We start from the raw sequence: 19,342 nt of genomic DNA, 5'->3' as shown, positions 1-19,342 counted from the left end.
ACCCTTGGCGGCTACCTGAATCGCCGCAACGATCCTCCGCCCGGCGCTACCGTCATCTGGCGAGGCTTCCTCGTCTTGCACGAAATCACAGAGATGTTCCGTATCTTTAATTCGGGATAGCGAGCCAAGCTTGTGGGTAAAGCTCAGCCAGTGCGCCGGGAGAGCAGCATCACGGACTGGATAGGCCACCGGTCCTCCAGCGCGCGGGGCACTAGGTCCGACACCAGCGCGCGCGTGGCCTCGTCCTGCAGCGGGCAGACCTGGGCGAGAAAGCACCCCGCCGCCTCCGCATCGCTCCAGCCGGTCAGCCGTTCGGCCACGGGATTCAGCGACTGAATCCGCCCCCAGACGTCGGTGGTCACCACCGCATCGCCGATCGCTTGCAGCGTGACTTGCGCACGCTCCTTTTCGGCAAACAGTTGCGCTTCGGATCGCTTGCGGTCCGAAATATCGCTCAGCGATCCGGCCATCCGCACCGCCTTGCCCACGGCGCTCCGTACCATGCGACCCCGGGGCACGCACCCATAGGTAGCCGCCCGCCTTCTTGCGCAGGCGGAGTTCGACATCGTAGGGCGAATTTTCTCGCACGTGACGCGACAACTGCCGGTCAAAATCGGCCATGTCAGAGGGATGCATCAGCGCCAGCAGCGTTTCGCGTGCGTGCGGCAGTTCGTTCTCGGCATACCCCAGCATTTCCGCGCATCGGGCGGAGAAGTACAGCTCCCCCCGATGCGGATGCCAATCCCAGAGGCCGTCGGAACTACCAGCCACGGCCAGCTGGAGCCGCTCCTCGCTGCTCGCCAGCGCCGCGCGCAGTTGCCGTTCCTTGCGCATGATCCGCCGGGATAGCAGGCTTGCGCACAGCAGCAACAATGCCGTCATCGCCACGGTGCCAATCAGCAACAGGCCGCTTACGCGGCGGGACGCCTTGCCCAGGCTATAGGAGAACGCCGCCTCCATTGGAGTGAGCTGCGCGTCGAGCTCCGTGATTTCGCGCTGCAGCGGCGCGAGGCAGGCATCGTCGCAACCAGGATCCTTCACGCGCTCGCGCAGCCGTTGCGCCACGACGCTGAGGTTTTGGATCTCCGTGTCAGCCGCCGTCCAGATCGCGATGGCTTCATCGATTTCGGCCACGTTGCGGAAGTATCGGTAGAGCCGGATCATCCCCGGAATATCGTCTGGATGATTGCCGCCGATGATCAGGCCCTCCACCGCGCGGTCGCGATCAAAATCCGGACGGCGCTCGAGTTCGAGCCGCGCCTGGCGGTCGCCCAGCGGGCCGGCAATGGCTAGTTGGTAGGCCTGGTATTCGGATTCCTGGCGATTTTCGGCGTAGCGCAGCAGATGCATCACGGCATCCTTCTGGCCCTTGGTCCAGAGGCTCTCCCCGGCCACGAAGGCGCGGGCAGACGACAGGACGTCCACGCTGGCAATACAGAACAATGCCAACGTCATGACGACGGGGACGAACGGCCAGATGATGCGTAAGACGTGCTCATTGGCCGGCAGGGCGCCTCCAGCTTGCTGCATAGAAACTTCCCGCGCCGGCCTGGACCCCAGCGCCATTGATGAAAGGGTCGGCGCCAGCACAAACCGGCGCGACGCTTTCATTCTCGATGAGCGCGGTGGCGGTGTCTCTACCTCAGACTGGTTAATCGGGAGCCACCACGGCAGCAAGGCGAAAACAGGCCGCCGCGCCCTAACCCGTGGCGAAGATCACGGCCAGCAGCACGCCGTTGAGCAGCAGCAGCGCTCCAAGGACGAACGCGATCCGCGGCACGCCCCTGACCCGCGCGACGATTGCCGCCGCCCCCGACGGCCACTCGACCCGTCTGCGCGTCAACACCCAGTCCAGGCCAACGCCAAGCGCAATCAGCGGTGCCAGTCGCGCAAGCCATGCCAGGCCAACCGGGGGTGCCCAGGCAGCACGCTCGCGTCCGTGCTCGACCAATGCCGGCGCATCGGGCGCCGGACGCGATCCCCGCATGTCATGCGCGGATGCAAGCGGCGTCGAGGGCATGGCGGAGGTCTCCATCAACGGCGATGGCGATGGCGATGGCGATGGCGATGTCAGCGATGGCGCGACGCTATCCGGCGTCGGCGACATCGGCGACATCGATACCTGTACCTCGTCTCGCATCGGCTGCTCGCCTGCTGGCTTGCCCTCGGGCATGCCTTGCCCCGATGCGGCAAATGGTTTCCTGGAAGGCTGAACGGGATTGGCGGCAAGCCTTCTCGTGACGGCCTGCCGCTGCCAGTCGGCAAAGACTTGGTCCACGCATTTGACGGTCGTACAGGCATCCCGCTTCCTGCGCCACGCCAGGACTTCCGAGGGGCGGATCTTGCCCGCGTTGAGCATATGGCGCTGGTCGGCATAAATGCGCTCGTACGTCATATTGAGCATGGCGTAGTCGCAGATCAGGCGTTCGGCGGATGGGCGCTTGTCGGCATGTCTTGCGCACAGCGGGCCACCGGCAATCGAATCGTCGCAACGGACCGTGGTCGAATGCAGCGACGATTTGCAGGAGATATCGGACGCCTGCGCGCTGGCGCCAACGAAAAGACCCAAGACAATGAGAGGGGCCAGACGGCCCATAAGCCGGTTCATGTCTTCTCATCGATATCTGGATTGAGCGACGAGGTCCCACGCGGATGAGATCAGTATTGTGCGCCGATCGCGCCGATGCAACGTGCGCTGGAATACGTAAGACATCAGCACGCAGGGCGCGGGCGTGGCACCTGGCCGGTGTTGGCGATGGGCCACAGGCGTACGCGTGCCGCCGCCATTGGGTCCGGCCCATGTCAGCGGCATTGATAGCCGGGCTGGAAAGTGTGATTCCGGAAGAATCCGGCAGATGCCAGCGACCGCCGGCAAGAGCAGATTCTGCTCAGCCAGAATGCAAAAAAGGCGTAGCGGTTGCCCGCTACGCCTTTCGAAAAACTGGTGGGTCGTGCGTGACTCGAACACGCGACCAACGGATTAAAAGTCCGCTGCTCTACCGACTGAGCTAACGACCCGGAAAAACTGAATCCGCGATTATAGGGATGGCCCCTAGGGGTGTCAAGCCGACGGGGCCGTCACCCCGCTCAGGCCATGCGCTCCAGCCGCCATATCTGATATTTGAAGGCCAGCACGGCGCCGGCCAGGATCGCGGCAAAAACGATAAACGAGCCGACCGCCAGCGTCGATACACCTGACAGCCCCTGCCCGATCGTGCAGCCCAGCGCGGTCACGCCGCCAGCCCCCATCAGCATGCCGCCAACCATGTGATTCGCCACGTCCTCCGCATTGCCAAACCCTTCCCAGCGAAACGTGCGCGATGCCAGCGCATAGGACGCGGCGCCGGCAATCACGCCGATCACGCTGACGATGCCGATCGTCAGCACCTTGCTCTTGTCGCTGAACATCATCAGCCAGTCCAGCGTGTAGGCATATGGCGCAACAAAGCTCAGGCTCTCCATGCGGCCGCTATTGGTCGCCGCGAACAGCTCTTCGAGCGTATTGGGGTCCTCGGCCACGTAGCCGACGTGGCCGGACACGTACCACATGCCGACGATGATCAGCCCCACGGCCAGCCCGCCCAACAGGTTGTCGAACGTGCGGAAGCCCCTGCCCGCCAGCGCCCACAGGATCAGCGCCGCGCCGATGACGCCGCCAAGCGCCAGTTGCAGCGTGCCGCGCGCGATGCCGCTACCCTGCGCCACCAGCGACGGCAGGTCCTGCGTCGACGGCAGCGCCACGGCCACCGTGTCGACGGTGTTCACGCGCACCACGCCGAAGAGCCCCCGCAGCGTCATGTATGCCGACAGGCCAAGAAATACAAACACCACCAGCGACTTCAGATTGCCCGCACCGATGCGCACCAGCGTCTTGCTGCCGCAACCGGACGCCAGCACCATGCCGAAGCCGAACATCAGCCCACCCGCGGCAGCCGACAGCCAGCTGAGCTTTGCCGTCGTGTAGATCGTCTTGGTCGGATCGATCAGGCCAGCCCAGGCCAGCACGCCCGTGCCGATCATCGCCACGCCGATCGCCATGACCCACATGCGCATGCGGCTCCAGTCGCCAATATTCACAATGTCCGAGATGGCGCCCATCGTGCAGAAATGCGTGCGTTGCAGCACGGCGCCAAACAGGAAGGTCAGTACGAAGGTGCTCAACAGCACGGTGTGCGTGAGCGCAGGAATATCGATATCGGGCATGTCGGACCGGGGGTGGCTCTTGGATTTGTTGTTCTCTTGCGGGCGCTCCGCCGGCGCCCTCGTCTGTCTGCAACGCTGGGGTGTCAGGCAGCCTGGTAGCGGGTCGGATCGGGCACGCCGGCGGCTTCGAAGCCAGCGCGGCGAATGCGGCAGGAGTCGCAGACACCGCAGGCCCGCCCCTCATCGTCGGCCTTGTAGCACGACACCGTCAGGCCGTAGTCCACACCCAGCTTCACGCCGGCGCGGATGATTTCCGCCTTGGTCATGTCGATGATTGGCGCGTGGACGCGGAAGCGGTCCCCCTCCACGCCCGCCTTGGTGGCCAGATTGGCCAGCGACTCGTAGGCGGACACATACTCGGGACGGCAATCGGGATAGCCGGAATAGTCCACTGCGTTGGCGCCGAAGAACAGATCGCGGCCGCCGATGGCTTCGGCCCAGCCAAGTGCCAGCGACAGCATGATCGTGTTGCGAGCCGGCACATAGGTGATGGGGATGCCACTGGTCGCGCCGTCGGTCGGCACGTCCAGCGAATCATCGGTCAGGGCCGAGCCGCCGAAGCGGCGCAGGTCCAGGTCGATGATCTCGTGTCGCTTGGCGCCCAGCGCTGCAGCCACGTGCCTGGCGGCGTCGAGTTCGGACGAATGACGCTGGCCGTAGCGCATCGACAGCGCGTAGGTTTCGAAACCCGCCGCATTGGCCATGGCAAGGACGGTGGCGGAGTCGAKACCGCCGGAAAGCAGGACGATGGCGCGTTTGGTCATGATGATGTGAGGCGCAGGGGGGCCGCGTGAAAGAGGGTCGCCTGGGCGGCGAATCGTGTATTTTAGCGCGCCGGTCCGGGTGGCCGGAATCAGGCTGGGGTGATGGTGGGGATGGCGGCGGGCATCGACCGGGGGATTGGATCGGCCGGGAATCAGCCGGGGATCGGCCGGGGATCGGCCAGACTGGCCGGATTGATCGGCCCCGGAAAGAAAAAACCCGCTTGCGCGGGTCTTTTCCTGACTCTCGTACTGCCAGTACTGCGATTACTTCAGGGTCTTCAGCCGGTTGCTCGCGGCCTGGGCCCCTTCCGTGCCCGGGTACTTGGCCACCACCGTCTCCAGCGTCTTCTTCGCCGCAGCCTTCTGGCCGGACTCGAGCTGGTTGTTGGCAATGGCGATCATGGCGTCAGGCACCTTCGGATGCGTCGGGTAAGCCTGGACCATGTTCTGCAGGACGTTTGTCGAGCCCTTGTAGTCGCGTTGCGCGTAGAGCGAATTGCCGAGCCAGAACTGCGCCAGCGGCAGGTACGGGCTTTGCGGGTACTTCTTCGCAAAGGCCGAGAACGCACTGCCCGCGCCCTTGAAATCGCCCGACTGGAACTGCTTGAGCGCCGCGTCGTACTCAGGCTTCTCGGTCGCCTGGGCCACGCCCTCGCGACCATCCACGGTGACCTGCTGCGGCTCGAATTTCTTCAGGCGCGCGTCCAGGTCCGCGTAGTAGTCCTTCTGCTGCTTCTGCAGCGCGTCCACCGTGTTCTGCAGCACCTCGTTCTGACCGCGCAGCCGTGCCACCTCCTGTCGCAGGCCTTCGAGCTGGTTCTGCATGTCGAGCTGGGTCCGGCTGTTCTGGTCGATACGCTGCGACGCCGTCGCCTGGAAACCGTTGAACTGGTCCCGCAGGGTGATCACCGCGCGGCGCGCCTCGTCGTCGTCAAAGACGCCGGCGTGCGCGGAAGTGGCCGCCAGCATGCCACCGCCGGAAACGGCAGCAAGCCACAGCAGGGTGGAAACGCGAGCATTCATGAAGGCTTATCCGTAGATCAGTAGGCGATATCGGCGCGACGGTTCTCGGCCCACGAGGCTTCGTCGTGACCGGTGGCCTTCGGCTTTTCCTTGCCCAGGCTCACGGCTTCCATTTGCGCCTCGGGCACGCCCAGCGACGAGAGCGAACGGCGCACGGCCTCGGCACGCTTCTGGCCCAGGGCCAGGTTGTACTCGCTCGTACCACGCTCGTCGGTGTTGCCCTGGATCAGGATCTTGCGGCCCTTGTTGCCACCCAGGTATTGGGCGTGGGATTGCAGCATGCCCTGGTAGTCCGACTTGACGCTGTAGCTGTCGAAGTCGAAGTACACGCTGCGCTTGGCCAGCGGACCGTTCGGATCGTTCAGCGGATCGCGCGAGACATCCACCGGGGCCACGTTGCGGGCATCCGCGCCCGGCGTGGTGCCGGCACCCGACTTGGCGGCGTCATCCAGCTTTACGCCGGAGCTGCAGGCACCCAGGGCGAGCAGTGCGGCGATGGCGAGCGATTTGGTCATCATTTGGGACATGGCGAGAGACTCCTCTTTTTCTACTGCATGAAAGGACCCCAGGACGGCTCGCGAACTTCGCCGGACTGGAGAGACAGAACCTGTTTCGTACGGCCGTCCGTGGAGACCGCCGCCAGCACTGCACGGCCGCCCACACGGGTGGCGTAGAGAATGTACTTGCCATTGGCGGCGAAGCTCGGGGCTTCGTCGTTGGACGTATCGGTGAGGGATGTCACATCACCATTGGACAGGTCCTGCAGCTGCAGCTTGAAGCCGCCCGTACGCGAGATGAAGGCCAGGTACTTGCCGTCCGGCGAGATGCGCGGACTGACGTTGTAGTTGCCCTTGAAGGTCACGCGTTGCGCCGCCCCGCCCTCTTCGCCCGAGACCGGCATGCGGTAGATCTGCGGCGCACCGCCGCGATCGCTGGTGAAATAGATGCTACGGCCATCCGGCGAGAACTGCGGCTCGGTGTCGATCGCGCTGCTGCGCGACAGACGGCGCAGGCCGGAGCCATCCGCGTTGACCAGATAGACCTGCGTGTTGCCGTCGCGCGAGAGCGCCACAGCAATACGCTGGCCATCAGGCGACCACGACGGCGCGCTGTTGTTGCCCTTCTGGTTCGATACCAGCACGCGCTTGCCCGTGGCCAGGTCGTGCACGTAGATCACCGGCTTGCGGGCTTCGAACGAGACGTAGGCCACGCGACGGCCATCCGGCGACCACGACGGCGAGATGATCGGCTCGTTGCTGGTCAGCGCCACCTGGGCGTTCTGGCCGTCCGAATCGGAAATCAGCAACTGGTAGCGACCGCCCACGCGGGACACGTAGGACAGGCGCGTGGCAAACACACCGCGCTCGCCCAGCAGCTTCTCGTAGATATAGTCGGCGATCTTGTGCGCGGTCACGCGCAGCTGGTTCTGCGAGACGTTGAACGCCAGACCGCCCAGGCTCTGGCCCTTGACCGTGTCGTACAGGCGGAAGCGGACTTCATACTGGCCATTGCCGGAGGGGGTCACGCTGCCGGCCACGAATGCGTCGGCGCCGCGTGTCTTCCAACTGCCGAGGTCCACCTGGGCGGACTCGGCCACCGTGGCACCGGCCGGATCGACGTTGCGGATCCGGCCGCTGTTCTGGAGGTCGCTGCGGATGATGGCGGTCAGGTTCTGCGGGGCTTGTGCCTCGCCCTGGAAGTTGGCCGTGGCCACCGGGAACTGGTTCGAACCAACACCGGTGATTTCCACGTTCAGTTGAGCGTGCGCGACGCCCGCTGACATCAGCGCCGCAGCCAGCCATGCCATCAGTGCGTGGCGGCTTTGCTCGCGGGTGGGGTGAGCGTTGTGCCGCCTCGCGGACAGCCAATTGGGGGCCCAAAGCTTTCGCATGCTGCTCCTCAGTCGATTTCAGAATTCATCGGTACGGCGGGCACAGCAAGAACGGCGAGACGGACGGCATGCGACTTGGCGCATACCCCGTTTGCGCACGTCTTGCACGCTGCCGGCCGCGTCAGGCAACCGTCAATGGTAGCAATCGGACTGGTGGCCCACGCTGAAGGTTGCATTATGTTGCAAATCATGACGTGTTCGACACTCAGTCCTTCGGACGGAACGTGATCGTGAAGCTCGACGGTGCCTTGCCGTCTTCATCGCGCGGCAGCGGGTCCGATCGTTGCACCGCACGCAGCACGGCGTTGTCCCAGTCGGAGTTGCCACTCGACTTGGTCACCCGCGCAGACAGCAACGATCCATCCGGCGCCAGCGACACGGACACTACCGCCGGCGGATTGCCTTCCACATCGCCGCCAAAGATGATGTTTGGCTTGACGCGTCGACGCACGCGATCCGAGTACCCGGGCGACGCCTTGCCGCCCGACCCCGCGCCCGAGCCGGCCGAATTGCCCACGCCACCACCGCTCGCGGTGGCACCACCACCGGCCATGGCCTGCAGGCGCGCCAGCTCGCTCTTGCGCTGCGCGTTGGCCGCGGCCTCGCGCTTGGCCTTGGCATCCGCGTCGGCCTTGGCCTTTGCCTTCTGCTCGGCGTCGGCTTCAGCCTTGGCCTTCGCCTTTTGCTCGGCATCGGCGCGTGCCTTGGCATCCGCCTTGGCCTTGGCGTCAGCGGCTTCCTTGCGGTCGCGCTCGGCCTGCTCCTTGCGATCCTGTTCGGCCTTCTTCTTCGCGTCTTCCTTGCGCTGGGCGTCGAGCTGCTGCTGGCGCTGCTCTTCCTTGCGCTGGGCCTCGCGCTTTTCGGCGTCCTTCTTTTCCTGTTCCTTGCGGGCGGCTTCCTGGCGCGCGGCCTCGCGCTCGGCGACCTCCTCGGCCTGCTTGCGTTTCTGACGTTCCAGCGCGATGTCCGCGTCTTCCTCTGCCTTGCTGCGCACGGCGGGTTCGGGCGGCGCCGGCCGCGGCAGCACCACGAGCGGGGGTGGCGGCGCGGGCGCGACATCGGGAACCTCTTCCCACAACTCGGCCTCGGCCCCTACCGGCGTACTGCTCTGCCAGTGGACGCCGTAATACAACACGATGCCCAGCAACAGGTGCATGAGCAGTGCCAACAGGAAGGATCGCGTCGTGCCGCGTTCCTTGACGGGCTGATACGGATAGGCGGCCACCTTCATGGCGCGCGATGGCCGTTGGCCTGGATGACGTGACGAAAGGCTGGCCACTTTGTCGCGACGCTTACTTTGATTTCACCATCAGGCCGACGCGCTTCACGCCATCGGACTTCAGGACGGACATCACGTCGAGCACGGCTTCGTACTTGACGGCACGGTCGGCGGCAATCACGACGGGCTGGTCCGGGTTCTCGTTCTGGCGCTGATGCACGAACTCCAGCAGGCCGCGCTTGTCGAGCTTGCGCTCGAACGCGTTGCCGGCGTTGTCCTTGCCGCGCGCGGTCAAGGCGCCGTCTTCGTGCACGGTGACGATGACCGGCGGGGTCTTCTGCTGCGGCGTGGCGTTGGCCACCGACGGCAGGTCGACCACGGCCGGGTTCACGATGGGTGCCGCCACCATGAAGATGACGAGCAGCACGAGCATCACGTCGATATACGGAACGACGTTGATCTCGGCACTTGCCCGGCGGCGCGAGCCGCCTCGGCGCTGAATGGCTGCCATGGCTGGGGCTCCGGATACAGTGGTTTAGCGGGTCTGCCGTTGCAGGATGTTCAGGAATTCTTCCATGAAGCTTTCGAAGCGGATCGCCAGGCGATCGATCTCCGTCGCGTAACGGTTGTAGGCGATCACCGCCGGAATGGCGGCGAACAGGCCGATCGCCGTGGCAACGAGCGCTTCGGCAATACCGGGCGCCACGGATGCAAGCGTTGCCTGCTGCACATTCGAAAGACCGCGGAAGGCGTTCATGATCCCCCATACCGTGCCGAACAAGCCGATATACGGGCTGACCGAGCCGACCGAGGCCAGGAACGGCAGGTGCGATTCCAGCACGTCCATTTCGCGCTGATACGCGGCGCGCATGGCGCGCCGGGCGGCATCCAGCAGCGCGCCGGCATCGTTGCTGCGCTCGCGGGCCTTCAGGAATTCGCCCATGCCCGACTCGAAGATCCGTTCCAGCGCGCCAGTGTTGTGGCGATTGTTGACGGCACTGTTATAAAGCGCCTGCAGGTCGCCGCCAGCCCAGAAGTCGCGCTCGAAGCCTTCCGTCTGGGTGCGTGCCGAACGCAGCGCCAGGTGCTTGCGGAAAATGTAGGTCCACGAGAAGAGGGACATCACCAGCAGCAGTGCCATGACGGCCTGTGCCAGCAGGCTGGCGTGGAGCACCAGCGAAATGATCGACAGGTCTTGCGTGACAGTCACTGGATTCATCGAGCGTTCTTGATGGTTGCGAGGACAGGGGCAGGAATCGGGGCCGGGCGAAACGTGCTTTTATCAACACATCCGACCCGGATGTTGCCGCTGGCCAGTTGGAGGTCACCTCGCCACGCTTCTTGGGCGAATTGGACCGAAGCCGGCCCGACCCGTTCAATATGCGTACGGATCTCCAGCTGGTCATCCAGCCGGGCGGGCGCATTGTATTCCACGGCGGTACTGCGTACGACGAAGACCACACCGGACAGATCGGCGAGGGCTTGCTGTTCGATCCCGAGCGAGCGCAGCCATTCGGTGCGCGCCCGTTCGAAGAATTTGAGGTAGTTGGCGTAAAACACCACACCGCCTGCATCGGTGTCTTCCCAGTACACCCGCAGCGGCCAGACAAAGTTCGGCATGGGCGGCATTGTAGCGGAGCACGATGCCCGAACGGAGGTAAACCCGCAGGAGACTTTGCAACAGCAAGTTGCGAGCCAGGCCCCGCGCGGCTTTGCGGGAGGCGGGCTGGCCGGTGCACCGTCTTGCGGCAAGGCGCCGGCTCGCGTAAACTCTGCCGCAACCATTCCACCTTGCGCGACTGGCGAAGTCAGTGGGTACTACCACGAGGAAGCGCAAGTTCTTTGGGCGTGAAGCACAAGCGCCTGCCGCTCGCCTGGGCAGCGAATGGGAAGCAGGGTGCGCCCTGCACTGGATGGACGCTAACCACGTCCCCGGTGCTGGACGCCGATGCCTTCCCCGCGCGCCCTACCCGCGAAGTATCCCAAAAGTACCGATAGCGCCTGATCCGACACCCGGTCTTTCCATCGGTATCTCTTTTTACAGACGAGTCACGCCATGTTTGAACGCAGCCGTTTCACGATCGACCAGATCGATCCCGAAGTCTTTGCCGCGATCCAGAAGGAAAACCAGCGCCAGGAAGACCACATCGAGCTGATTGCTTCCGAGAACTACACCTCGCCGGCCGTGATGGCCGCCCAGGGTTCCCAACTGACCAACAAGTACGCCGAGGGCTATCCCGGCAAGCGCTACTACGGTGGCTGCGAGTACGTGGACGTGGTGGAACAGCTGGCCATCGACCGCGTGAAGCAACTGTTCGGCGCCGAAGCCGCGAACGTGCAGCCCAACTCGGGTTCGCAGGCCAACCAGGGCGTGTTCTTCGCCATGCTCAAGCCGGGCGACACCATCATGGGCATGAGCCTGGCCGAAGGCGGTCACCTGACCCATGGCATGGCGCTGAACATGAGCGGCAAGTGGTTCAACGTGGTGAGCTACGGCCTGAACGCCCAGGAAGACATCGATTACGACGCCCTGGAAAAGCTCGCCCAGGAAAAGAAGCCGAAGCTGATCATCGCCGGCGCCTCGGCCTTCTCCCTACGCATCGACTTTGAGCGCATCGCCAAGGTGGCCAAGGCCATCGGCGCCTACTTCATGGTGGACATGGCCCACTACGCGGGCCTGATCGCCGCCGGCGTCTACCCGAACCCGGTGCCGCACGCCGACTTCGTGACCACCACCACCCACAAGAGCCTGCGCGGCCCGCGTGGTGGCGTGATCCTGATGAAGGCCGAGCACGAGAAGGCCATCAACTCGGCCATCTTCCCGGGCATCCAGGGCGGTCCGCTGATGCACGTCATCGCCGGCAAGGCCGTGGCCTTCAAGGAAGCGCTCACGCCCGAGTTCAAGGCTTACCAGCAGCAAGTGGTGAAGAACGCCGCCGTGCTGGCGGAAACCCTGATCGCCCGCGGCCTGCGCATCGTGTCCGGCAAGACGGAAAGCCACGTGATGCTGGTGGACCTGCGCGCTAAGAAGATCACCGGCAAGGAAGCCGAGAAGATCCTGGGCGATGCGCATATCACCGTCAACAAGAACGCCATCCCGAACGATCCGGAAAAGCCGTTCGTGACCTCGGGCATCCGCCTGGGCTCGCCGGCCATGACCACGCGCGGCTTCAAGGAAGAAGAAGCCCGCCAGGTGGCCAACCTGATCGCCGACGTGCTGGACAACCCGCACGACGAAGCCAACATCGCCGCGGTGCGCGAGCAGGTCTCCGCCCTGACCCGCCGCTTCCCGGTCTACGGCTGAGCGGCACGACGGGCAGTCGACATCGGCGGCTGCCTGTATATATAGTGCGTGCAGTGCGCGCCAAAAACGGCGCCGCTCCGGCGGCGCCGTTTAACCTGCCGCAAGGTCGCAACAGAAGTAAAAGATGGACAATGCGGCCCGGCTCAATTCATCAGGTGGTCCGGCATGAAATGCCCCTTCTGCGGTCATTCCAATACCCAGGTCCTTGACAGTCGCGTCTCGGAAGACGGCGACACCGTGCGCCGCCGCCGGCGTTGCGAGGCCTGTGACCGCCGCTTCACCACCTACGAGCGCATCGAGCTCTTCTTTCCCGCCATCGTCAAGAAAAACGGCTCGCGCGTGGACTACACCCGCGCCAAGCTGAAGGACTCCATGCGACTGGCCCTGCGCAAGCGGCCGGTGTCGGCCGAGGCCATCGACCAATCCATTACCCGCATCGAAGAAAAACTGCTGGCGCTGGGCGAGAAGGAAATCCCCAGCAGCCAGGTGGGCGAGCTGGTCATGCGCGAACTGCGCAAACTCGACAAAATTGCCTATATTCGCTTTGCTTCCGTTTATCGCAGTTTTGAAGATGTGTCTGAATTTCGCGACGTGCTCGACGAGTTTTCGCCCCCTACCCCACGAAAGGGGTAGCTACCTCACAAAAAAAGCTGTCTAATCTGCACTGACCTCCTTCGGGTATGGAGGCCAGTTGGCGAGCGCGCGAACCGCGGAACCGACCCCGACAGAGGGCCGGGACGCATAAATCTCCGGCGCGCCGTCCGTAAAAAGCAAAAAATCAGTTCGATTTTTGGACGGGAGTCACAAATGGGTCAGTCACGCTGCCGGAGGGCGGCCGGCTTTACCATGCTCGAAGCATTGGTAGCAATCGTCGTGCTCGCCTTCGGCGTGCTCGGCGTGGCCAACCTCCTGATCAAGTCTTTCCGCTTCGCCCAACAATCCTCGTACGACATCGTTGCAATGCAACTCGCCAATGACATGGCGGATCGCATGCGGTCGAACGGCAATCTGGCGGATTCGGGCACATTCAATGCATTCGATACCCAGAACGGCGCACCGGTAGTCACGGGCCCCGGCAATCTCTACAACGGCGCCTGTACGGGCGGGGCCGCAGCCTGTGCGCCTCTTGCCGCAAACTTCGAACTCGCGGAATGGACGCAGCGCGTCCAGAACAACCTGCCGGGCGGGCGCGCCATCATTTGCCGCGACGCCACCACTTACGGCCTGACGACTGGCTACCAATGGGCATGTAACGCGGCAACCGGTGGAACGAATTCCACCACCGACACGCCGCTCGTCATCAAGATCGGTTGGGTCTCGCGTTTCACGGACCGCCAGGGAACGGACATCGCGACCGGCACCACCATGACCGACTCGGTGGGCGCCAATGGTGCAGCGACGCCGCAAATGGTTGTTGTCGTTCTGCCGGGGATTAAAAGCTGATGCCGCGCACATATAACCCCCGTCCCAAGCGCCGCAGCGGCGGCTATACGCTCGTCGAACTGATGGTGACGCTCGTTATCACGATGCTGATCCTGATCGCCGGCTTGTCCTTCTATCTGATGAGTCGCAACAGCTACGCGACGATCGACGACAACGCCAACCTCGAAGAGCGAGGCAACTTCGCGCTGTCCGTCCTCACCCGTCTGGCTCGCCAGACGGCGTATGTGCCGCAAGGTCCAGATGGTAGTGGCGCTCCGATGTCGGTCAGCGCACAGATGATCAATGGCCTGGATAGCTGCTCCACACCCAACGACAGCGAAACGCTGGCTTGCGGCCCGGGCGCTGCCATCAACAGCAGCGACACGCTGATGATCCGCTACTACGGCGTCAGCTCGGCAGCCGATCCAAGTCTTCCGGACGGCTCGGTCGTGGATTGCTCTGGCCTGGGCGTGGCAGGCACTAACGACCCCGACCAGGCCGACACCAAGCGTGGGTTGTCAATACTCTTTGTCGCCAATGGCGCGAACGGCAAGCCATCGCTGATGTGCAAGTACCGCGTGCGTGTCGCTGGCAAGGAAACCGACAGCACGTTCGTGACCCAGGAACTCGTTCCCGGCGTGGAGACGATGCAGGTGCTCTACGGCGTAACCACTGCTGGCGATGAGGTGCCATACAAATACGTGCCCGCGACAAGCGTGGCCGCCACCGACTGGCGCAACGTGGTGACCGCGAAGATCGCGCTGGTCATCCGCGCGGATAACGCCAGCGCGGATGCCGGTGGCCCGGCAACGTTCCAGCTCTTCGGCCCGCTATACACCGGCGCGAATGCCACGTACACGCCAGCAACCGATACACGAGCCGCCCGCAAGCTGTATTTCGCGACCGTCCAGATTCGCAACTATCAGTCGTGCCTTGCCGAGGATCCGTCATGCATTTGACCATCCGCCATGCCAAGTTTGTCCGTCGCGCCAACGCACAAGGCGTGGCGCTCATCACCGCCGTGATCATGCTGCTGGTCATCACGTTGCTGGCGTTGGGCGGCGCGCGCATCGCGCTGGACACTAAGCGATCCACCCGCAACCAGCGCGACTTTGAAATCGCCTATCAGGCAGCGGAAGCCGCGTTGCGTGATGCCGAGATGGACATCCAGAATGCTGTTGGGCCGAACAGCCGCTCCACCAAATTCTCGCCGTTCTCGCCGGAGGGGTTCCTCCCCGGTGGCTGCAATACCGGCACCAACCTTGGCCTGTGCGACACCTTCGCCGCAACGGGCGAACCTATCTGGAACACGATCGACTGGACCGCGACAGTGGGCAACACCACGGTCGAGTACGGCACCTTCACGGGGCGCAGCTTTCCCACCGGTTCCGGTCTGACGCCGGGCCGCAAGCCGCGCTATCTGATTGAGCTACTGCGGGAAACTTCGTCCGGCGGACTGGCCAGCGACCCGACTGCCACGAGATACATGTACCGGATTACTGCAGTGGGGTTCGGCCCGAACGACACCACGCGCGCGATGGTGCAGTCGTCCTACCGCAAGTCCGACTCCTAATTCCATTCCCACGACGGGTCACCCCAAACGCAACGGGACAGAATTCATGAAGATCATTCAACGTCTGGCGCCAGTGTGCGCCATGCTGTGGAGCGTGATGCTGGCCGCCGCGCCGGCCAGCGTGCCGACCGTATCCATCTCGTCGACGCCGCTTTACGGCCAGTCTCAGAACATCCACCCGAACCTGATGCTGACCCTGTCCGTGGAATTCCCCACGACCGGTGCGGCCTATCGCGGGGCCTACGACAAGAGCGCCGCGTACCTGGGTTACTTCAACAACACGAAGTGCTACACGTACGACGCGACGAACGGTTATTTCAAGATCTCTGGCAACGCCACCAGCGATACGCACGAATGCTCGGGAGACTTCAGCGGCAACTTCATGAACTGGGCGGCCTCGTCGGCAATTGACGAACTTCGCCTGGCCATGACGGGCGGTGACCGCGTGATCGACAGCCGCACGCAGACCGTGCTCCAGCGCGCGTTGTTGCAAGGGGACTTCTTCAAGAGCGGTAGCTATTTCCCGCTCAAGAGCATCAACGGGGGCGGTACGAACAGCGCGCCCAGCAAGGTGACGCCATTCAAGTACTCCACCCTGTACATGGCATCTTGCGGCAATCACATCTTCTTCTCGGATGCCGACGGCACGGCGACATGCGCCAGCCTGGGCAAGTATGCGGATGTCACCAAGAACGGCGCCGTCACCGAGCGCCGCGGCTTCCGTGTCCAGGTCCAGGTCTGCGACAGCAGCGAAGCCACCACGCGCACCGACCTCTGCTACAGCTATGACGGCACCAACTACAAGCCCGTCGGCGAAATGCAGCGCAATGCGGACCGCGTGCGCTTTGCTGCCTTCGGCTACCTGAACGACGGCACCAAAGACACCTCCAAGCCGCAGAACGAACGCTACGGTGGCGTGCTGCGCGCGCCGATGAAGTATGTGGGCGACAACGCAGTCAACACGTCGCTGAACACGATCACGAACCCCGCGAAGGAATGGGATACGTATGGCGTGCTGCTGCAAAATCCGCTGAACATCACGACAAACAGCAACAGTGGCGTCATCAATTACCTGAACAAGTTCGGCCGCACGATGGTCACGAACCTGGGTCAGCCGACGGACAATCCGCTGGGCGCCTACAAGACCTTCGACCCCTTGGGCGAGCTGTATTACGAAAGCATCCGCTACCTGCAGTTCCACCCGAACGGCCCGACGCCGGAGGCGGTCGGCAACCTGACCACCGCATACGCTGACAATTTCCCCGTGTACACCACGTGGGATACCGATCCGATGCTCAATAGCTGCCAGCGCAACTATGTCCTGACGATCGGCGACATCAACACCCACCAGGACCACTACATCCCCGGCAATTCGATCGCCAATCAGGGCGATCCGGCGCGCCCCAAGGACACGTGGAGCAACTTCGACGTGGTGGACTGGACCAACAGGGTTGGCGCGTTGGAAACGAATACGCCCGCGGCCGGCAACTCGAATCCGCTCGGCTCGGCATTTACCAGCCTGGGCACGAAAAACCACCCGACCTCCTCGAACTCGACGTACTACATGGCTGGCGTGGCCTACTGGGCCCATACCTCGGCGTTCCGCCCGACAATGCCTGAAGCGCGTGTCACGACGTTCGGCATCGACGTGAACGAAAACGGCAATGGCACGGTGGGCGATACGCAGAAGCAGAGCCAGATCTTCCTGGCCGCCAAGTACGGCGGCTTCAAGGAGGAAACCACCGACGGCGGCAACAAGGATGGCAACCCCTTCAAGACGCTGGGGACCGGCGGTACGGTGGTCACGAACAATACGGAGTGGGAAGCAGCACCGACAGGCTCGGGCATCCCCTCCAATTGGTTCCTGGCCAGCCAGCCAGCAAAGATGATCAGTGCGATCAAGCAGATCTTCACGCAGATCACCAGCTCGGCCGGCACGCTTTCCGGTGTGGCGCTGAGCAGCAGCCGGATCATCCAGAACGAGTATGTCTACACGCCCGGCTTTGACCAGCAATGGAACGGCAAGCTGACCGCATATCCGCTGATCAAGGCATCCGACGGCACCGTGTCAATCTCTTCCACGCAAGTATGGGAAGCGAGTTCTCGCCTGGCCACCAAGACCTTCTCCACGCGCTCAATCTTCACCACCAGCAGTACGACCAACACGGGGGCGGCTTTCGCCTGGTCTAACCTCGGCAAGGCTCAGCAGGACGCCCTGAACCTCAACCCGGGTACCGGCACCAGCGACGGCCGTGGCCAGCAGCGCGTGGACTACCTGCGCGGCGACCGCAGCCAGGAAGGAGACGCCCTGGGCAATGGCGGCATCTTCCGTGCCCGCAAGACGGTATTCGGCGACATCATCAATTCCGGCCCCGCGTACGTGGGCGCTCCGTCCACCTCGCGCTACGGCACCGGCTACTCGAATTTCCTGTCGACCTACGTCACCCGGACGCCGATGGTCTACGTCGGCGCCAACGATGGCATGCTGCACGGATTCAACGCCACCACGGGCGATGAAGTGTTCGCCTATGTGCCGAATGCCGTGATGGGGAACCTGAACCAGCTGACCTCGCCCACGTATGTACACCGCGCTTACGTAGACGCCACGCCGGTCATTTCCGAAGCGCAGATCGGCGGCACCTGGAAGTCGGTGTTGACTGGGGGTTTCGGCGGTGGCGCCCAGGGCGTCTACGCGCTGGATGTCACCGACCCGACCGGCAGCCGCAGCGGATCCGCTTTTGGCGCATCCAACGTGATCTGGGAATTCACCGACAAGGACGACGCCGACATGGGCAACGTCATGGGCACGCCGGTGATCGCCAAGCTGCAGACCGGGACCGACAGCAGCAACCTGCCCGTCTACAAGTGGTTTGTGATTGTCGGCAATGGCCTGAACTCCAACCAGGCAGACGGCGCCGCCAACGATCGCGCGCCGGGTGTGCTGTTCATCCTGTCGCTGGACAAGGCACCGGGCACGGGCTGGTCGCTGAACGGCAACTACTGGAAGATCGTCACGCCCTCCCCTTCCGCCACGCCGCCGTACACATCGGCCAACGGCCTGAGCACGCCGGCGATGATTACCGCGACGAACGGCAGTGCCACCGCCCTATACGCGGGGGATCTTCAGGGCAACCTCTGGAAGTTCGTGGTGTCTGGCCTGCCCTCCACCTGGAACGGCAATACCAACGGCGCCCTGCCCGTCTACGGCGGCACGCCGGGCCGACCGCTGTTCGTGGCGACCTCGACCAGTGGCGTGCGCCAGCCGATCACCATGCAGCCGCAGGTGGTCTACGCACCGGGCGGATACATGGTGCTCTTCGGGACCGGCAAGTACTACGAACTGGCGGATACCAACACCAACGCGACGCAATCCAACTCGTTCTATGGCATCTACGATAGCAACGGCACCAATTTCGTCAGCAACCGCAGCCAGTTGAATCAGTTGACGCTGACCTCCACCGACAACGGCAAGTCGATCGCGTTCAGCGGCAGCACGGCGGCACCTGGTTATGTCGCCCCGCGCAAGCCGGGCTGGGTCATTGACTTCCTCGACCCGACCGAGCGCCAGATCACGGCGGCCGTGGTATCGGGCGGCCTGGTGTATTTCAACTCGATCTACACCGCGACCGGCACCTGCGGTACGGCGGGCGGCAGCCGCAGCTACGCGCTGAACACGCTGACCGGCATGCCCACCACTGGCGTTTCCGGCTACCTCTCGTCGATCGGTCTGCTGGGAGCACCGTCGATCATCATCACCAACGTTGTGGTGGGAGATCGGGGCTCCATTGGTGGCTTGCCACAGACGACGACGACCCAGGTGATCGGCTTCGGCACGTCGGGCGCAGCCACGACGTCGCCCTCGACAATGTCGAAGTCGCGCCCGGGCCGGCTGACCTGGCGCGAAGTCCGCAACTTCAAGATACCCAACTGATCCGCAGAGGAC

The 19,342-nt window shown here is 63.7% G+C and carries 17 protein-coding genes, 1 tRNA gene, 1 pseudogene and 1 riboswitch; of the genes and pseudogenes, 6 read left to right on the top strand and 13 right to left on the bottom strand.

What is annotated here, in order from left to right:
• Window positions 1-143: 143 nt before the first annotated feature.
• The 13 genes and pseudogenes from AC1DOX_RS11470 to ybgC form a co-directional block, all read right to left on the bottom strand.
• Window positions 144-470, bottom strand: coding sequence for a PAS domain S-box protein (locus AC1DOX_RS11470; protein ID WP_441616134.1), 327 nt, complete (start codon window positions 468-470; stop codon window positions 144-146).
• A gap of 100 nt (window positions 471-570) precedes the next feature.
• Window positions 571-693: pseudogene (locus AC1DOX_RS11465) on the bottom strand (PAS domain-containing protein); the annotation flags it as partial.
• Between the two features lie 1,006 nt (window positions 694-1,699).
• Window positions 1,700-2,608, bottom strand: a complete 909-nt coding sequence (locus tag AC1DOX_RS11460; protein WP_441616110.1) for a hypothetical protein — start codon at window positions 2,606-2,608, stop codon at window positions 1,700-1,702.
• Window positions 2,609-2,942: 334 nt separating this feature from the next.
• Window positions 2,943-3,018: transfer RNA gene (locus AC1DOX_RS11455), tRNA-Lys, on the bottom strand.
• A gap of 69 nt (window positions 3,019-3,087) precedes the next feature.
• Window positions 3,088-4,203, bottom strand: a complete 1,116-nt coding sequence (locus tag AC1DOX_RS11450; protein WP_441616108.1) for a YeeE/YedE family protein — start codon at window positions 4,201-4,203, stop codon at window positions 3,088-3,090.
• A gap of 83 nt (window positions 4,204-4,286) precedes the next feature.
• Entirely contained in the window at window positions 4,287-4,967 is a 681-nt protein-coding gene (gene queC, locus AC1DOX_RS11445; RefSeq protein ID WP_477114017.1) for a 7-cyano-7-deazaguanine synthase QueC, read from the bottom strand.
• A gap of 264 nt (window positions 4,968-5,231) precedes the next feature.
• The gene (gene ybgF, locus AC1DOX_RS11440; RefSeq protein WP_441616104.1) at window positions 5,232-5,990 is read right to left on the bottom strand and encodes a tol-pal system protein YbgF; all 759 of its coding nucleotides are present in this window, start codon (window positions 5,988-5,990) and stop codon (window positions 5,232-5,234) included.
• Window positions 5,991-6,007: 17 nt separating this feature from the next.
• On the bottom strand, window positions 6,008-6,517 hold the full coding sequence (gene pal / locus AC1DOX_RS11435; protein ID WP_441616102.1) for a peptidoglycan-associated lipoprotein Pal: 510 nt from the start codon (window positions 6,515-6,517) through the stop codon (window positions 6,008-6,010).
• A 20-nt stretch (window positions 6,518-6,537) separates the two neighbouring features.
• A complete protein-coding gene (gene tolB, locus AC1DOX_RS11430; protein WP_441616100.1) occupies window positions 6,538-7,881 on the bottom strand; it encodes a Tol-Pal system beta propeller repeat protein TolB in 1,344 nt (447 codons plus the stop codon).
• Window positions 7,882-8,086: 205 nt separating this feature from the next.
• Window positions 8,087-9,112: a cell envelope integrity protein TolA gene (gene tolA / locus AC1DOX_RS11425; RefSeq protein ID WP_441616098.1), complete on the bottom strand. Its 1,026-nt coding sequence runs from the start codon at window positions 9,110-9,112 to the stop codon at window positions 8,087-8,089.
• A gap of 61 nt (window positions 9,113-9,173) precedes the next feature.
• Window positions 9,174-9,611 (bottom strand): protein TolR, encoded by a 438-nt coding sequence (gene tolR, locus AC1DOX_RS11420; RefSeq protein ID WP_092134867.1) that lies wholly within the window; start codon window positions 9,609-9,611, stop codon window positions 9,174-9,176.
• Between the two features lie 24 nt (window positions 9,612-9,635).
• The gene (tolQ, locus tag AC1DOX_RS11415; RefSeq protein ID WP_066731701.1) at window positions 9,636-10,319 is read right to left on the bottom strand and encodes a protein TolQ; all 684 of its coding nucleotides are present in this window, start codon (window positions 10,317-10,319) and stop codon (window positions 9,636-9,638) included.
• A complete protein-coding gene (ybgC, locus tag AC1DOX_RS11410; protein ID WP_441616096.1) occupies window positions 10,316-10,720 on the bottom strand; it encodes a tol-pal system-associated acyl-CoA thioesterase in 405 nt (134 codons plus the stop codon). The genes tolQ and ybgC overlap by 4 nt, the downstream gene beginning before the upstream one ends.
• A gap of 165 nt (window positions 10,721-10,885) precedes the next feature.
• A riboswitch (ZMP/ZTP riboswitch) is annotated at window positions 10,886-10,987 on the top strand.
• A gap of 169 nt (window positions 10,988-11,156) precedes the next feature.
• On the opposite strand from ybgC, the gene glyA reads away from it, so the two are divergent.
• The 6 genes from glyA (at window position 11,157) to AC1DOX_RS11380 (ending at window position 19,330) form a co-directional block, all read left to right on the top strand.
• Window positions 11,157-12,404, top strand: coding sequence for a serine hydroxymethyltransferase (gene glyA / locus AC1DOX_RS11405; protein WP_092134868.1), 1,248 nt, complete (start codon window positions 11,157-11,159; stop codon window positions 12,402-12,404).
• 165 nt (window positions 12,405-12,569) lie between these two features.
• Window positions 12,570-13,037 carry a transcriptional regulator NrdR gene (gene nrdR / locus AC1DOX_RS11400; RefSeq protein ID WP_092134870.1) on the top strand — a complete coding sequence of 156 codons (468 nt, stop codon included), beginning with the start codon at window positions 12,570-12,572 and terminating at the stop codon, window positions 13,035-13,037.
• Window positions 13,038-13,250: 213 nt separating this feature from the next.
• Window positions 13,251-13,847 (top strand): type IV pilus modification protein PilV, encoded by a 597-nt coding sequence (pilV, locus tag AC1DOX_RS11395; RefSeq protein WP_441616093.1) that lies wholly within the window; start codon window positions 13,251-13,253, stop codon window positions 13,845-13,847.
• A complete protein-coding gene (locus AC1DOX_RS11390) occupies window positions 13,847-14,785 on the top strand; it encodes a PilW family protein (RefSeq protein WP_441616091.1) in 939 nt (312 codons plus the stop codon). The genes pilV and AC1DOX_RS11390 overlap by 1 nt, the downstream gene beginning before the upstream one ends.
• Window positions 14,776-15,399: a pilus assembly PilX family protein gene (locus AC1DOX_RS11385; protein ID WP_441616089.1), complete on the top strand. Its 624-nt coding sequence runs from the start codon at window positions 14,776-14,778 to the stop codon at window positions 15,397-15,399. Before AC1DOX_RS11390 ends, AC1DOX_RS11385 begins: the two co-directional genes overlap by 10 nt.
• Window positions 15,400-15,445: 46 nt before the next feature.
• Window positions 15,446-19,330, top strand: a complete 3,885-nt coding sequence (locus AC1DOX_RS11380) for a pilus assembly protein (protein ID WP_441616087.1) — start codon at window positions 15,446-15,448, stop codon at window positions 19,328-19,330.
• Window positions 19,331-19,342 lie beyond the last annotated feature (12 nt).

This window comes from Cupriavidus sp. 01L415 (genome assembly GCF_056400065.1).
Note: the sequence above shows the minus strand (reverse complement) of the source record. Positions and strands in the feature narration are given on the sequence as shown.

Excerpts from the sequence above, each read along its gene's own strand:
- AC1DOX_RS11390 (WP_441616091.1), top strand. The coding sequence starts at position 13,847 with ATGCCGCGCACATATAACCCCCGTCCCAAGCGCCGCAGCGGCGGCTAT.
- nrdR (WP_092134870.1), top strand. The coding sequence starts at position 12,570 with ATGAAATGCCCCTTCTGCGGTCATTCCAATACCCAGGTCCTTGACAGT.
- pal (WP_441616102.1), bottom strand. The coding sequence starts at position 6,517 with ATGTCCCAAATGATGACCAAATCGCTCGCCATCGCCGCACTGCTCGCC.
- AC1DOX_RS11460 (WP_441616110.1), bottom strand. The coding sequence starts at position 2,608 with ATGAACCGGCTTATGGGCCGTCTGGCCCCTCTCATTGTCTTGGGTCTT.
- pilV (WP_441616093.1), top strand. The coding sequence starts at position 13,251 with ATGCTCGAAGCATTGGTAGCAATCGTCGTGCTCGCCTTCGGCGTGCTC.
- AC1DOX_RS11380 (WP_441616087.1), top strand. The coding sequence starts at position 15,446 with ATGAAGATCATTCAACGTCTGGCGCCAGTGTGCGCCATGCTGTGGAGC.
- tolR (WP_092134867.1), bottom strand. The coding sequence starts at position 9,611 with ATGGCAGCCATTCAGCGCCGAGGCGGCTCGCGCCGCCGGGCAAGTGCC.
- glyA (WP_092134868.1), top strand. The coding sequence starts at position 11,157 with ATGTTTGAACGCAGCCGTTTCACGATCGACCAGATCGATCCCGAAGTC.
- AC1DOX_RS11385 (WP_441616089.1), top strand. The coding sequence starts at position 14,776 with ATGCATTTGACCATCCGCCATGCCAAGTTTGTCCGTCGCGCCAACGCA.
- ybgF (WP_441616104.1), bottom strand. The coding sequence starts at position 5,990 with ATGAATGCTCGCGTTTCCACCCTGCTGTGGCTTGCTGCCGTTTCCGGC.
- ybgC (WP_441616096.1), bottom strand. The coding sequence starts at position 10,720 with ATGCCGAACTTTGTCTGGCCGCTGCGGGTGTACTGGGAAGACACCGAT.
- tolA (WP_441616098.1), bottom strand. The coding sequence starts at position 9,112 with ATGAAGGTGGCCGCCTATCCGTATCAGCCCGTCAAGGAACGCGGCACG.
- AC1DOX_RS11450 (WP_441616108.1), bottom strand. The coding sequence starts at position 4,203 with ATGCCCGATATCGATATTCCTGCGCTCACGCACACCGTGCTGTTGAGC.
- AC1DOX_RS11470 (WP_441616134.1), bottom strand. The coding sequence starts at position 470 with ATGGCCGGATCGCTGAGCGATATTTCGGACCGCAAGCGATCCGAAGCG.
- tolB (WP_441616100.1), bottom strand. The coding sequence starts at position 7,881 with ATGCGAAAGCTTTGGGCCCCCAATTGGCTGTCCGCGAGGCGGCACAAC.
- tolQ (WP_066731701.1), bottom strand. The coding sequence starts at position 10,319 with ATGAATCCAGTGACTGTCACGCAAGACCTGTCGATCATTTCGCTGGTG.